The sequence below is a fragment of the Paenibacillus sp. SAF-068 genome, from assembly GCF_051967555.1.
GTDB lineage: Bacteria > Bacillota > Bacilli > Paenibacillales > Paenibacillaceae > Paenibacillus.
Genome location: NZ_JBQCJX010000001.1, coordinates 1,423,128 through 1,436,807 on the forward strand (window position 1 = coordinate 1,423,128; position 13,680 = coordinate 1,436,807).

Below are 13,680 nucleotides of genomic sequence, written 5' to 3' on the forward strand. Positions count from 1 at the left end.
ATTCGAATGAAACTTCAACTCGACCTCCAGTTGTTTTCAGGGGAAAAGACAGAGAAAGCTACCCCGAAAAAGAGACAGGATACGCGTAAAAAGGGACAGGTTGTCAAAAGCATGGAGATATCGGGTGCTTCAATTCTCCTGTTCACCTTTTTAATCATGATGGTTTTTAGTGATTTTTACAAGGAGCGTACGGTTCGACTCTTTACGGATATCTTCATCAATCGGTTGAGCATGGAAGTCACGGACGAAAATGTAATGTCGCTCATGATGCGATACGGTATAGAAGTGATGTTATTACTTGCTCCTGTGCTGCTCGGTGTAGCATTAGTTGCTCTGATCGTTAACTACATGCAGGTAGGTTTTCTACTTGTAGGTGAAGGTTTAAAGCCGAAACTGGAGAAGTTGAATCCGATCAAGGGATTCAAAAATATTTTTTCTCTTCGTTCTTTAGTCGAATTTGCTAAATCCATTTTGAAGATGACGATCATCGGCTACCTTGTGTATAGCACAATAACAAGTTACCAGTCCGATATAGCATCGCTTTCTCATTATTCAATGGATGCCATTTTACATTTTGCTGCTTCAATTACTTTAAGTCTTGGAGTCAAGATTGCGGTAGCTCTGTTGGTACTTGCTATATTTGATTACATGTACCAGAAGTATGATTATGAGAAGAATATTCGAATGTCCAAGCAAGACATCAAGGACGAGTACAAGAAAATGGAAGGTGATCCGCTGATCAAAGGTAAAATCCGGGAACGTCAGCGTCGTATGGCAATGCAGCGTATGATGCAGGAAGTGCCGAATGCGGATGTAATCATCACGAACCCGACTCACTTTGCGGTTGCGCTAAAGTATGAAGGTTCCGAGATGGAGGCACCGCAGATTATTGCCAAAGGTCAGGATTATGTCGCCTTGCGTATTAAGGAAATTGCCAAAGAGAACGGTGTTATTACGATGGAAAACAAGCCGTTAGCACGGGCATTGTTCCAGAGAGCCGAGATTGGTGACGCCATACCGGCCGATTTGTTTCAAGCGGTAGCCGAAGTGCTGGCTTATGTATATAAACTAAAGGGCAGAACGAAATAAAAGGGGATCGGAGGCCGTACATTCATTGAAGACTAAAGATATTGCTGTCCTTGCGGGTATCATTGGCATTGTGTTGATGATGATTCTCCCGATCCCGACCTGGCTGTTGGACTTGTTACTGGTCGTCAATATTTCAATTGCACTAATGATACTCCTAGTTGCCATGAACAGCAAAGAAGCGTTGCAGTTCTCTATTTTTCCAGCTTTACTGCTGATCACTACACTATTTCGGCTGGCACTGAATATTTCGACAACCAAGCTAATTCTTGGTGAAGCGGATGCCGGAGCTGTAGTTGCTACCTTTGGTAGCTGGATTGCCGGAGGGCAAATTGCAATTGGATTTATTGTGTTCTTGATCCTGGTTGTCGTTCAATTCATCGTTATTACCAAGGGGTCTGAACGTGTAGCAGAAGTTGCTGCCCGATTTACCCTTGATGCGATGCCAGGTAAACAAATGAGTATTGATGCGGATCTGAATGCAGGTCTGATTAACGAGCAACAAGCTCGTGAGCGTCGTTCCAAAATTGAACGTGAAGCCGATTTCTATGGAGCGATGGATGGAGCAAGTAAATTCGTAAAAGGTGACGCAATTGCAAGTATTATCATCCTCCTGATCAATCTCATTGGTGGATTTATTATCGGTATGACTGTACATGGTATGGCTTTCGCAGATGCAATGTCAACGTATTCTGTATTGACAATTGGAGATGGATTGGTAAGCCAAATCCCTGCTCTGCTCATTTCCACAGCAGCAGGACTTATCGTCACCAGAGCGTCATCCGAAGGAAACTTGGCTGATGATATTACGGGGCAACTGTTTACATATCCAATACTTATTTATATCGTAGCTTTCGTTATTGCCATGCTCGGTTTCTTCACACCTATTCATGTTATTACTACACTTCCGTTGGCAGGTGTATTGGCATTTGCCGCATGGCGCATGCAGAATAATCTGAATCTCAAACAGGAAGCAGAAGAACAGTTGGAAGAAGAACAGCAGATTGAAGAGGTCAGAAGTCCTGAAAGTGTAATTAACCTGCTTCAGGTTGACCCTATCGAGTTTGAATTTGGTTATGGTTTAATCCCGCTTGCTGATAATCAGCAGGGGGGGGATTTGTTGGATCGGATCATTATGATTCGGAGGCAATGTGCTCTTGAACTGGGGTTGGTCGTTCCGGTCATACGGATTCGAGATAACATCCAGCTCAGACCCAATGAGTATGTGATCAAAATCAAGGGTAACGTGGTAGGCGGTGGAGAACTGTTATTGAATCACTACCTTGCTATGAGTCCAGGTTATGATGAGGAGTCCGTGACAGGTATTGAAACGACAGAGCCTGCTTTTGGCCTTCCGGCATTATGGATTGATGAAGTAACCAAAGACAGAGCGGAACTTGCAGGATATACGGTCGTGGACCCGCCTTCCGTTGTGGCTACACATCTGACGGAATTGATTAAGAAGCATGCGCATGAATTACTTGGAAGACAAGAGACGAAAGCACTTGTGGATAATCTCAGAGAGAACTATTCTGCCCTTGTGGATGAATTGATCCCTTCTCTACTTTCCATTGGTGATGTGCAGAAAGTACTTGCCAAGTTATTGCGTGAGAAAATATCTATTCGGGATATGGTTACCATCTTCGAGACACTGGCTGACTATGGTACGTATACGAAGGACCCTGATGTGCTAACTGAGTACGTCAGACAATCGCTCTCACGTCAGATTACTCAGCAGTTCTCACAGAAAGGTGAGACACTTCGAGTGATCACCGTTGGACCTGGTCTTGAGAAGAAAATTGCTGAAAGTGTGCAACAATCGGATCAAGGCAGCTATCTTGCGCTAGACCCTGTTTCTACACAAAGTGTATATCAGAAGCTGAGTGAACAAGTGAATCGTTTGATTCAATCAGGTCAACAACCTGTTGTATTAACTTCTCCAACCATTCGGATGTATCTGCGTCAGGTTATTGAACGTACCATGCAGGACATTCCTGTGCTTTCCTACAGCGAGTTGGAGCCGAATGTTGAAATTCAAAGTATCGGGGTGGTGAACTTATGAGAGTAAAACAATACGTTGTTGAGACCATGCCCGAAGCTATGCTTCAAATTCGCAAAGACCTGGGAAGTGATGCCGTCATTCTGTCCACCAAAGAGATTAAGGTGGGCGGTGTGATGGGGATGTTCCGCAAAAAAAGGATCGAAGTTGTAGCTGCCGTGGATAAGGAAGAAAGCAAGCAATCGACAAAGCCCGTACAAAATCAATTTACACCTGTACCTCGTGCTTCTGTACCTGAGGCTTATCGGCAAACGGCTCGTTCGTTTGTTGCGGCTTCTGATGAGTCGGCGACAACGAATACAGCTGATCAAAGTGTACAGGAACAACCTGCGGCCGCGCCGTCAGTGTTTGAATCGCGTAATATCAGTTCAGACATAGACAGCGGCTCAGGTTTTCCGAGCACGAATCATAAACCGCGACCGCAAGGGGCGGATTTTTCGGGTTCAACATCTGGCGCGGAACCAATAGGTACAGACCTGCAACAGGATAAGTTGATGAATGAATTGCAGGATCTTAAACAGATGGTGACCAAGCTTTCAAGGCAAGGTACTTCTGCGGATCCTGTACCAGAGGAACTGCAACCGATCCGAGAGCGTTTGACAGAACAAGATGTTTGGCCTGAAGTATGGGAATCCTGGTTCGATTCAATTCAAGCAGAATTTTCTGAGGATGGATTGAAAGAACAGGATGTAGAACAATTGGTGAAGCTTGAGGTCACGCACTTTTTGGATCAACGTATTGAAGAAGGAATTCTTCCTACCACTCGAATCGTATATGTTGCTGGACCAACCGGTGTAGGGAAAACGACAACAATTGCAAAATTGGCTGCTGAACAAATGTTCAAAAAGCAGCGTAAAGTCGGATTCATTACATCAGATACGTATCGGATCTCGGCGGTGGAGCAGCTAAGAACATATGCATCTATACTGAATGTTCCACTTGAGGTGGTTCAATCACCTGGTGATACACAACGTGCCATTTCTCGATTAGAGAATTGTGACTTGATCTTTATGGATACAGCGGGCAGAAACTACAGAAATGAATTACTTGTTTCGGAACTGCAAAGTTTGCTTGCTCCTGTAGAGAACAGCGAAACCTTTCTGGTCATGAGCATGACTTCCAAAAGTGCTGATATGGTTCAGATCACGGAGCATTTCAGTAAATATGGACTGGATAAGGTGGTTTTCACCAAAATGGATGAGACGGGGAGCTGCGGTCCACTATTTAACTTGTTACACCGTTTTCCACTCAAGCTCGCCTATGTGGCCAATGGACAAAATGTTCCGGACGATTTGTTGAAGCCGGATGCAGAATCGTTGTCTAAACAGTTGCTGGGAGAAGGGTCACAATGAAGGATCAGGCAGCTGCACTTCGAAGTATGGTCTCCAACCCAATGAAATTGGAAGGCATTGAGCGAGATATTCGATCCTCGAAAATCATTACAGTGGCCAGTGGTAAGGGTGGTGTTGGGAAATCCAATTTTACTCTGAACTTTGCCTTGGCATTGCAGGCTTTGGGGCAAAAGGTACTTGTGTTTGATGCCGATATTGGAATGGCAAATATTGACGTTCTTATGGGTACTTCTTCTTCCTATAATCTTTACCACCTTTTGTACCGACAAAAATCTATAAGGGAGATCATTCAACTGGGTGCCAGCGGCTTGCCTTACATTGCTGGAGGATCAGGCATGAAAGAGTTGTTCTCATTGTCTGATCGTGATCTGGAGTTCTTCGCCAGTCAAGTGGAGGATATTGCCCAGGAAATGGATTATGTCATCTTTGACACTGGGGCAGGACTCTCCAGGGAGAATATGAAGTTCATCGGTGCTGCCGATGAATGCCTGATTATAACCACACCTGAACCGACTTCAATAACCGATGCTTATGCTTTAGTCAAAGTTATGCACGGCCAGGAAAATGCTACGCCCTTTCGGATGATCGTTAACCGGGTGGAGGACGAACGAGAAGCGGAACGGGTAGCAGAAAAAATAGCTGGAGTGGCAAGGCGGTTTTTGCAGACGGATATTCCGCTGCTTGGGTATATCTCAGAAGACGCCCAGGTAGTCAAGGCGGTTAAAAGACAAATGCCTTATAGTCTGGCTTATCCCAATGCCAAAGCCTCCAAAGATATAGAGAAACTTGCTCTTCGCTATTTGGCTGTACCTGCAACTCCGGGATCCGGAACCTTGACAGGAATCAGGGGATTTATGAATAAGTGGCTTAAACGGACAACATGATTTCTGAATAAAGGAAACAGGGGTGACACAACATGGCGGTGTATCAAGTATTGGTTGTCGATGATTCCGCTTTTATGCGTAAGATTGTTACGGATTTGATCCAAGCGGATCCGGAATTCAAGGTCACGGCAACGGCATCAAACGGTAGAGAAGCGATTCAAAAATCACTAGAATTGAAACCCGATATTATTACGATGGATGTTGAGATGCCCGAAATGAATGGGTTGGACGCATTAAAATCAATTATGAAGGAATCCTTCGTTCCTGTGATTATGCTCTCTGGTATCAATGAGCAAGGCATGAAAGAAACCATTATGGCACTTGAAGCTGGGGCATTTGACTTCATTCGCAAACCATCCATTTCACATGACCAAGATATTGCTCAAGTCGGTAAAGCCTTGGTGGAGCGCATGCGTGCTGCGATGAATGAGATCAAACGAAAAGCTGATCGCGATTTGTCTTTAAAAAATTTAGACATGTTGCGAGGAGCAGTCGCTCCCCCAACGCAGTCAGTGCAGAAAGAAATGCCAGGCAGAGATCGAGTAGAGCCTGTGAGAAAACCAATTGAGCCACCCAAGACGAGTCCACGTTCTCTTCGAGAACCGACTGAAGTCTTTCAGGCCAAATCCAAGAAACCAATTGAACCATTATCACCTTCGAAACCAGGCCGAGTAGAGAATAAACCTAAGCCTTTGCCGAAGGTGGAGCGTAATTCGGTGTCAAATGCAGAAAGAGTAGTGAAGTCAGCTAATCCAGTGCAGACTCCGAAGGCGGTTCAGCTACCTAATGCATCTAGAGTGGCAGCTGATCAAATAGCAGCAGCCTCTGCCTCTGCAAAAGCCAAGGATGTAATCAAGCCTAATCCTGTGCCCAAAGGTGCAATGGGGCCGGAAGGAACATTCAACAAGCTTGTGGCAATAGGTTGCTCTACAGGTGGACCGAGGGCTCTCAAGACATTGCTCGAGCAGTTGCCTGCTGATTTGCCTGCACCTGTCATTATTGTGCAGCATATGCCGCCCAATTTCACACGTTCTCTGGCTCAACGACTGAATACGTTCAGTTCACTGCATGTAGTTGAAGCTGAAGAGGGCATGGTTCTGAAAAAAGGGACTGCTTATATAGCACCAGGCGGATTCCATGTGAAAGTTAACAAAACAGCAGACGGGAAGTATGTCGTGAAGCTGACTGAAGACCAACCTGTGAATGGACATAGACCTTCAGTGGATACGATGTTTGAGTCGCTTCTGCCGTTTACATCTTTACAAAGGCATCTTGTTTTACTGACGGGAATGGGAAGTGATGGAGCACGTATGATGAAGAGATTATACGAAGCTGGAGTTACATCAACCTTTGCCGAGAATGAAGAAACATGTGTTGTATATGGTATGCCGCGTTCTGCTGTAGAGCTGCAATGCGTTCGTCATCTTCTGCCACTACAGGAGATTGCGTCTAAACTTGTTCAAGCAGTGAAATAACGGAGTGTAACTCACGGAGGAGGTGCCTCACAATGGACATGAACCAATATTTATCCATGTTTATTGATGAGTCTAATGATCATCTGCAATCGCTTAACGAAAACATGCTTCAACTTGAAGGCAATCCGGAAGATCTGGGCATAGTTCAGGTTATATTCCGTTCTGCTCATACCTTAAAGGGTATGGCAGCAACCATGGGCTTTGAAGATTTGGCATCATTGACACATAAAATGGAAAATGTGCTGGATCTGGTTCGTAATGAGAAGTTAAAAATGCAGGATTACATTTTTGATACCATGTTTAAGAGTCTGGATGCTTTGGAAACCATGGTTCAGGATATTACTGAAGGTGGACAAGGTAAAGCGGATGTGTCATCCATCGTTGCTTCACTTCAGGCAATTGAAAATGGTGAAATGACAAGCCAAGCTGTTCCTGCAACTGAAAACAAACCGGCTAACGCCTCAATTGCTTCGGCTGTGGAGCTGGATGAATTCCAGTATTCGGTGCTGGATCAGTCCATTGCTGAAGGCCACCGCGTGTTTTATGTGGATGTACTTGTTAGCGAGCATAGCCAGTTAAAAGGTGTACGTGCTTATATGGTCTTTGATATGCTGGAACGTTCAGGCGAAGTCGTTAAAGCTTACCCGTCCGTTCAGGATATTGAGCAGGAGAAGTTTGAGCGCAGTTTCTCGTTGTATTACATAACAACTAAAGAGGCGCACGAACTGGAAGAAGGTATCATGAGTATCTCTGAAATTGAAAGTGCAAAGCTCATTCAACTGGATCAAGAGACTCTTCAGCAGATGGCCAATCAGGTAGCAGCTACAGTTGAAGCGCCAGAAGCACCAACAGCTGTAACGGAGGTTGCTTCATCCGATAATAATTCTGCACCTACAGAAGAATCCAAAACGGCACCAGCCAAAACAGCTGCGCCGAAACAAGCTGCTGCACCTTCACGTACCATTCGTGTGGATATTGAACGTCTCGATGTATTGATGAACCTGTTCAGTGAATTGTTGATTGACCGTTCACGTCTGGAGCAACTCGCCAGTGAGACAGGCAACAATGATTTATCCGATACGGTAGCACATTTAAGCAGAGTTAGCACAGATTTGCAAAACATTGTATTGAAATTGCGGATGGTTCCAGTGGATACCGTATTTAATCGATTCCCGCGCATGATCCGTGATCTGGCTAAGACACTTGATAAGAAAATCGATTTGGTCATTACAGGTGCTGAAACGGAACTGGATCGTACGGTAATTGATGAGATTGGTGACCCGCTAGTGCATTTGCTTCGTAACGCCGTTGACCACGGTGTGGAATCCATTGCAGAGCGTGTAGCTGCAGGCAAACCAGAGATGGGTACAGTCAATCTGCGCGCTTTCCACAGTGGAAATCACGTATTTATCGAGATTGAAGATGATGGAAAAGGTATCTATCGCGACAAGCTTTTGAAAACCGCGATCAAGCGTGGAGTTGTTACTGAAGAACAAGGTGCCAAGATGAGTGACGATGAAGTAAATCAACTGTTGTTCGCACCTGGTTTTAGTACTGCGGATATTATCTCGGACATTTCTGGCCGAGGCGTTGGTTTGGACGTAGTAAAGTCGAAGATCACATCGCTTGGCGGTAATGTAACGATTCATTCGACTCCAGGCAAAGGCACGAATTTCTCTGTTCAGCTTCCGTTGACTCTTTCCATTATAGCAGCAATGCTTGTACGACTTGGTTCAGAGAAATACGCTGTTCCATTGTCCTCCATTGTAGAGACAGCTATTGTACAGCGTGAGCAGGTTCGCAATATTCACGGTAATAAAATGATCACATTCCGTGAGTCATTAATTCCATACTTGTCCTTAAGCGAAGTGTTCTCCGTACCGGATTTCAATGACGCTGATGAGCAGGAAACAGAAATTGTCGTGATTCGCAAAGGTGACCGTCTTGCAGCTGTAGCTGTTGAGGAATTCATTGGACAGAGTGAGATTGTTCTCAAATCAATGGGAACCTATCTTCCTGCTATTGAAGGAATCTCTGGAGCAACCATTCTCGGAGATGGACAAGTAGCCCTGATTCTTGATCCTAATGCATTTATTAAATAAGCATAGAGCTAAGTCTTACATTTAATAGGGAGGTTTTTTACATGGAAGAAGAGTTGAAAGTCATCGTCTTTAAATTGGGTTCCGAAGAGTATGGTATTGAGGTAGACAAGGTTCAGACGATTGAGCGCATGATGCCAATTACCCGTGTTCCCAAGACACTTTCTTTTGTAAAAGGAGTTATTAATCTACGCGGTGTTGTCATTCCGGTCATTGATCTACGCGGTCGTTTCTCCCTGCCGGAATCGGAATACACGGATCAGACTCGTATTGTTATCGTAGGTGTAGACGACATGCAAGTTGGCTTTATCGTGGATTCGGCCAATGATGTTATTGATATCAAGAGCAGTGCGATCGATAGCCCACCAGAAGTGGTTGGCGGCGTCAAAGCGAGATACCTGCGAGGTGTTGCTAAATTGGAGGACTCACGCTTGCTGATTATGCTTAACTTGAACGAAGTATTAAATAAAAGCGAGATTGTACAGCTGGAAAGTGTTGAGGGCTAGTACCGTGGAAATGTTCAACCGATTTGAGGTATTCCAGATGGATGTGCTCAAAGAGGTCGGTAACATTGGAGCAGGCAACGCCGCAACGGCGTTGTCTCAACTCCTCAACAGACCGATTGACATGGGTGTACCTAAAGTACAAATGCTGCCTTTTGAAGAAGTTGCCGAAAAAGTGGGCGGTGATGAACGTATCGTAGTTACCGTGTTTCTTCGTGTAGAAGGGGAAGCACCGGGAAATCTTTTCTTTATGATGACACCAGAGGCTGCTAAAATGTTGTTGAATAGACTTGCCGGCTTTGATCTGAAAGAAGGACTCGATTTTACAGATATGGAGCAATCAGCGCTTTCCGAGATCGGAAATATTTTGGCTGGATCCTACCTCTCTTCTTTGGCAGATTTCACGAAGTTGTCCATGTATCCAACCGTTCCTGGACTTGCCATTGACATGGCGGGTGCCATTCTAAGTTATGGTTTGTTGCAGTTTGGTGAGATGGGTGATGCTGCATTGTTGATTGACACATCTTTCTTTGAAGGTGAAGATCAGGTGGAGGGTCAGTTTTTCCTCATTCCGGACCCACCATCCTTTGCAAAGATATTTGAATCGCTAGGGGTGCCACTGAGCCATGATTGAGGACAAAAGCGTCGTTAAAGTCGGTATGGCGGATTTAAACATCGCTCATCTTCCTGGTGTAATCCGTACGACTGGCTTGGGTTCGTGTGTGGGCTTAACAATGTACGACCCACATTTGAAGCTGGCTGGAATGGCGCATGTCATGCTTCCTACTTCAGAGATCGCCCGCGAGGGGAAACTGAACACTGCGAAATATGCGGATACGGCGTTGCCTGAGCTTTTGGAAAAGATGATAAAACTAGGCGCTTCTCACTCACGTATTGTGTCTAAAATGGCCGGAGGCTCTCAGATGTTTGCCTTTGCTGGGGCTGGAGATACGATGCGCATTGGGCCACGTAATGCAGATTCCTGTCGAGAGTGGCTTCAAAAACTCAATATCCCTCTTCTTGCAGAAGATACGGGTGGAAATTATGGACGAACGATTGAGATGGATTGTGAAACTGGACTTTTGACTATTCGAAGCGTACAAATGGGTGTAAAGGAACTATAAGACTATGATAGGAAACTACCGCATTAATCTTGGAGCAGGCATCGTTGGGTTTATTATTACTTTTTTTGTAGCATACAGCAGCAATGTGTTGATGACCAGTTTAATTCGCGGATTGATCGGATTCGTAGCCTGGTTTGTCCTTGCATACGGTTTACGCTGGGGATTGGGATTGCTGCTGAACCCTCAGGTCGAGGGAAATGGATATGGTTATGATTCACCAAATGCTCAAGATCAAAGAGGTTCACAGGTGGACATTAAAATCGAAGACGATGGACAAGAGCTGAATGATCTGCTCAAGAGTGGACAGAACGCTTCATCTGGGGATGATCTTCCGCCATCTGAGACGAAAGCTCCAACGGGATTCGCCCCTTTGGATCCGCCTAAACTTGTCCGGACCAAGGATCCGGAGGAATTGGCGCAGGCCGTTCGTCACCTGACAGACAAATAAGGAGGGTGAAAGCAATTGAACGAGCGTAAAGCTTCACATTTGAACCATTCTGATCTGTGGGAAAAGTGGAAAGAACATGGAGATCTTGAAGCCAAGAAAACTTTAATTGAAAAGTATCTTCATATTGTTAACTATGTATCCGGTCGGCTGGCTGTTGGTTTGCCCAAAAACGTTCCCAAGGATGACTTGGAGAGCAATGGCGTTATGGGGCTAATTGATGCATTGGAGAAATTCGATTATGAACGTGGTTTGCAATTTGAAACATATGCATCATGGAGGGTCCGCGGAGCCATTCTTGACGGTCTGCGTCAAGGTGATTGGGTTCCGCGTTCTGTTCGGGAGAAGGCCAAGCGAATCGAAGACGCCTACCAACAGCTGGAACAAAGCTATCTTAGGTCTGTTAGTGATGAGGAAATGAGTCAGTATCTGGACGTGTCTACCAAAGATTTTCAACATATGCTTCAGGAAGTGGCAGTCATGTCACTTTGTTCACTGGAAGATCCCATTCGTGAAGAAGAGTCTGAGACTCGTCTGTCGTTGATGGTGGATGAGAAAGCCAAGAATCCGGATTATAAAGTGAATGAGTTTTATTTGAAGGAAGCTTTGGTGCAGGGACTTGACAAGTTGACGGTAAAAGAGAGAACGGTTGTTTCGCTCTTGTATTACGAAGATCTTTCTCTTAGTGAAATTGCGGAGGTCATGTCTCTTTCTCCGTCTCGCATATCCCAATTACATTCCAAGGCAATATTACGACTACGCGGCACGTTGGACAAACAGAAAGATCTGTTGATGCGTAAAGATTAATAGAGAAAAGTAATATCATTGGAGTTTGGGGAGTGGAAAGTCTAAAAGGGGGAAGAACTGCAGTGACACAGCGGACTGCTTTGGAACAATGTTTAAACATTGTTTTATCGGACGACAAATGCACAGCCTACCTTGAATTTTCCAAAGAGGAAGAAGGCTTTGCCTGCACGATCGATGAACTTGAACAATTTGTGGCGAACAAGGGAATTAAACAAGGGGTAATGCGAGAGGCATTACTACTGTTTGTGAGCAACCCTGAAACCTATTTAAAAGAAAAATATAAGATTGCCGAGGGTATTGCTCCTATTCAGGGAACCGATGGATTCATCAAGATTCTGGTTGGGATGGATGATACGAACGAACGGCGACCGCTCGAAACGGAAGATGGAACCGTCGATTACAAAGAAGTGACCCGTTTAAACAATGTCCGTAGTGGTCAGATCATTGCAGAGCGAATCGCTCCTAGCGAGGGCATACCAGGCAGGGCAGTAACGGGTGAAGAAATTCCTTATCGTCCCGGTAAAGAAGCCCGGTTTAAAGTTGGGAAAAACGTTGTCATTAATCCGGATGGTTCTGCGATGTATGCTGCACTGGATGGGCTGGTTACCAAAACCGACGGTAACAAACTTAATGTGTTTCCGGTTTATGAAGTCAATGGTGACGTTGATTACAATAACGGTAATATCGACTTTGTAGGCACGGTTGTCATACGAGGTAATGTACTTACCGGATTTAAAGTAAAAGCAGCAGGTGACATTCGTGTCGTCGGTGGTGTCGAAGGAGCGGAACTGGAAGCAGGCGGCTCAATCGAAATTACCGGTGGTATTATTGGTTATAACAAAGGTCTTGTACAAGCAGGCCATAATGTTAAATGTACGTTTATTCAAGAGGGCAACGTGGATGCTGGTGAAGATGTTCTGGTTTCCCAAAGTATTATGCATTCCAATATTCGTGCTGGCCATGGTGTCATCTGTGCGGGAACCAAAGGTCTTATCGTTGGTGGCTCGATTCAGGCTGGTCAGAACGTCTCAGCGCGTGTTGTAGGCAATAGCATGTCCACGGTGACTTCCATTGAAGTGGGTGTGTTACCCAAGTTGCGCAATGAACTTAATGACTTGCGTAAGGAAGTCAGAGAACAGATGGATTCCTTGGACAAAACGAAAAAGGCTTTGACATTGTTAGATCAGTTAGCTGCCGCTGGACAGTTAAGTCCTGATAAGATGTCGATGCGAATCAAGTTAAGTGCTACGCAGAAATCTGCTCTTCGTATAAGTGAAGAAACGAAAATGCGTATTTTTGAAATTGAAAAGGCACTTGAAGATACAAGTAATGCTCGTGTTGATATTCTGAAGATGATTTATGGAGGCTCTAAAATAGTTATCGGCAGATACACGAAATTTATTAAAGATCCAGTGAGTCGAATTTCATTTTATTATCATGATGGCGATATTACGATGGTTCCATACGTTTAAGTACAGCATTCAAGCACAAGAAGAAATCCATTCGAAACCGTGAGGTGAGCGTATGAGTTTCAAAGCAGTGGAGTTGCAGATTGCGGTACCACGAACAAGTGAAGCAGGTCGTTATCAAAGTGAAGCCCAGCAGCGACCGATTACGGATCAGAATCTTTTGGCAGAGCAAACGTCGAAAGAAGCAAATGAAGCAAGGCAACGAAGTGAAGCAATGGACGAAACTTCACAGACTTCGGTGCGCGATGGTCATACCAATGATGGCAATCAGCAGAGTGGTTCCGCTGGACAGGAGAATGCTCAGGCTCAAGAAACTGTCAAACCTGCAGAGCACCCGTACAAAGGAAAACACATAGATCTGTCTTTATGATAGATGG

13 protein-coding genes are annotated in these 13,680 nt (G+C 44.9%); all 13 read left to right on the forward strand.

The annotated features are described in order from the left end of the window. Positions 1–6: 6 nt before the first annotated feature. Positions 7–1,089, forward strand: coding sequence for a flagellar biosynthesis protein FlhB (gene flhB / locus ACTHPG_RS06340; RefSeq protein WP_440388274.1), 1,083 nt, complete (start codon positions 7–9; stop codon positions 1,087–1,089). 25 nt (positions 1,090–1,114) lie between these two features. After that, positions 1,115–3,148, forward strand: a complete 2,034-nt coding sequence (gene flhA, locus ACTHPG_RS06345; RefSeq protein WP_440388275.1) for a flagellar biosynthesis protein FlhA — start codon at positions 1,115–1,117, stop codon at positions 3,146–3,148. Continuing rightward, positions 3,145–4,497, forward strand: a complete 1,353-nt coding sequence (gene flhF / locus ACTHPG_RS06350) for a flagellar biosynthesis protein FlhF (protein WP_440388276.1) — start codon at positions 3,145–3,147, stop codon at positions 4,495–4,497. Before flhA ends, flhF begins: the two co-directional genes overlap by 4 nt. Then, complete coding sequence (locus ACTHPG_RS06355; protein ID WP_440388277.1) at positions 4,494–5,381, forward strand: MinD/ParA family protein; 888 nt, start codon at positions 4,494–4,496, stop codon at positions 5,379–5,381. The genes flhF and ACTHPG_RS06355 overlap by 4 nt, the downstream gene beginning before the upstream one ends. Before the next feature lie 32 nt (positions 5,382–5,413). Continuing rightward, positions 5,414–6,856: a protein-glutamate methylesterase/protein-glutamine glutaminase gene (locus ACTHPG_RS06360; protein WP_440388278.1), complete on the forward strand. Its 1,443-nt coding sequence runs from the start codon at positions 5,414–5,416 to the stop codon at positions 6,854–6,856. Between the two features lie 32 nt (positions 6,857–6,888). Next, positions 6,889–8,958 (forward strand): chemotaxis protein CheW, encoded by a 2,070-nt coding sequence (locus ACTHPG_RS06365; protein WP_440388279.1) that lies wholly within the window; start codon positions 6,889–6,891, stop codon positions 8,956–8,958. Between the two features lie 41 nt (positions 8,959–8,999). Beyond that, on the forward strand, positions 9,000–9,461 hold the full coding sequence (locus ACTHPG_RS06370) for a chemotaxis protein CheW (RefSeq protein ID WP_145318865.1): 462 nt from the start codon (positions 9,000–9,002) through the stop codon (positions 9,459–9,461). A gap of 10 nt (positions 9,462–9,471) precedes the next feature. Beyond that, a complete protein-coding gene (locus ACTHPG_RS06375; protein WP_440390152.1) occupies positions 9,472–10,092 on the forward strand; it encodes a chemotaxis protein CheC in 621 nt (206 codons plus the stop codon). Then, complete coding sequence (locus ACTHPG_RS06380) at positions 10,085–10,582, forward strand: chemotaxis protein CheD (RefSeq protein ID WP_017689162.1); 498 nt, start codon at positions 10,085–10,087, stop codon at positions 10,580–10,582. Before ACTHPG_RS06375 ends, ACTHPG_RS06380 begins: the two co-directional genes overlap by 8 nt. Before the next feature lie 4 nt (positions 10,583–10,586). Beyond that, positions 10,587–11,030 (forward strand): hypothetical protein, encoded by a 444-nt coding sequence (locus tag ACTHPG_RS06385; protein ID WP_339241611.1) that lies wholly within the window; start codon positions 10,587–10,589, stop codon positions 11,028–11,030. Between the two features lie 15 nt (positions 11,031–11,045). After that, on the forward strand, positions 11,046–11,834 hold the full coding sequence (locus ACTHPG_RS06390; protein ID WP_253433820.1) for a FliA/WhiG family RNA polymerase sigma factor: 789 nt from the start codon (positions 11,046–11,048) through the stop codon (positions 11,832–11,834). Between the two features lie 62 nt (positions 11,835–11,896). Continuing rightward, entirely contained in the window at positions 11,897–13,306 is a 1,410-nt protein-coding gene (locus tag ACTHPG_RS06395; protein ID WP_440388280.1) for a DUF342 domain-containing protein, read from the forward strand. Between the two features lie 52 nt (positions 13,307–13,358). Next, positions 13,359–13,673: a hypothetical protein gene (locus tag ACTHPG_RS06400; protein WP_440388281.1), complete on the forward strand. Its 315-nt coding sequence runs from the start codon at positions 13,359–13,361 to the stop codon at positions 13,671–13,673. Positions 13,674–13,680: the final 7 nt, after the last annotated feature.

Coding starts and splice junctions, on each gene's coding strand:
- flhB (WP_440388274.1), top strand. CDS start 7: ATGAAACTTCAACTCGACCTCCAGTTGTTTTCAGGGGAAAAGACAGAG.
- ACTHPG_RS06375 (WP_440390152.1), top strand. CDS start 9,472: ATGTTCAACCGATTTGAGGTATTCCAGATGGATGTGCTCAAAGAGGTC.
- ACTHPG_RS06355 (WP_440388277.1), top strand. CDS start 4,494: ATGAAGGATCAGGCAGCTGCACTTCGAAGTATGGTCTCCAACCCAATG.
- ACTHPG_RS06380 (WP_017689162.1), top strand. CDS start 10,085: ATGATTGAGGACAAAAGCGTCGTTAAAGTCGGTATGGCGGATTTAAAC.
- ACTHPG_RS06360 (WP_440388278.1), top strand. CDS start 5,414: ATGGCGGTGTATCAAGTATTGGTTGTCGATGATTCCGCTTTTATGCGT.
- ACTHPG_RS06385 (WP_339241611.1), top strand. CDS start 10,587: ATGATAGGAAACTACCGCATTAATCTTGGAGCAGGCATCGTTGGGTTT.
- ACTHPG_RS06400 (WP_440388281.1), top strand. CDS start 13,359: ATGAGTTTCAAAGCAGTGGAGTTGCAGATTGCGGTACCACGAACAAGT.
- ACTHPG_RS06365 (WP_440388279.1), top strand. CDS start 6,889: ATGGACATGAACCAATATTTATCCATGTTTATTGATGAGTCTAATGAT.
- flhF (WP_440388276.1), top strand. CDS start 3,145: ATGAGAGTAAAACAATACGTTGTTGAGACCATGCCCGAAGCTATGCTT.
- ACTHPG_RS06370 (WP_145318865.1), top strand. CDS start 9,000: ATGGAAGAAGAGTTGAAAGTCATCGTCTTTAAATTGGGTTCCGAAGAG.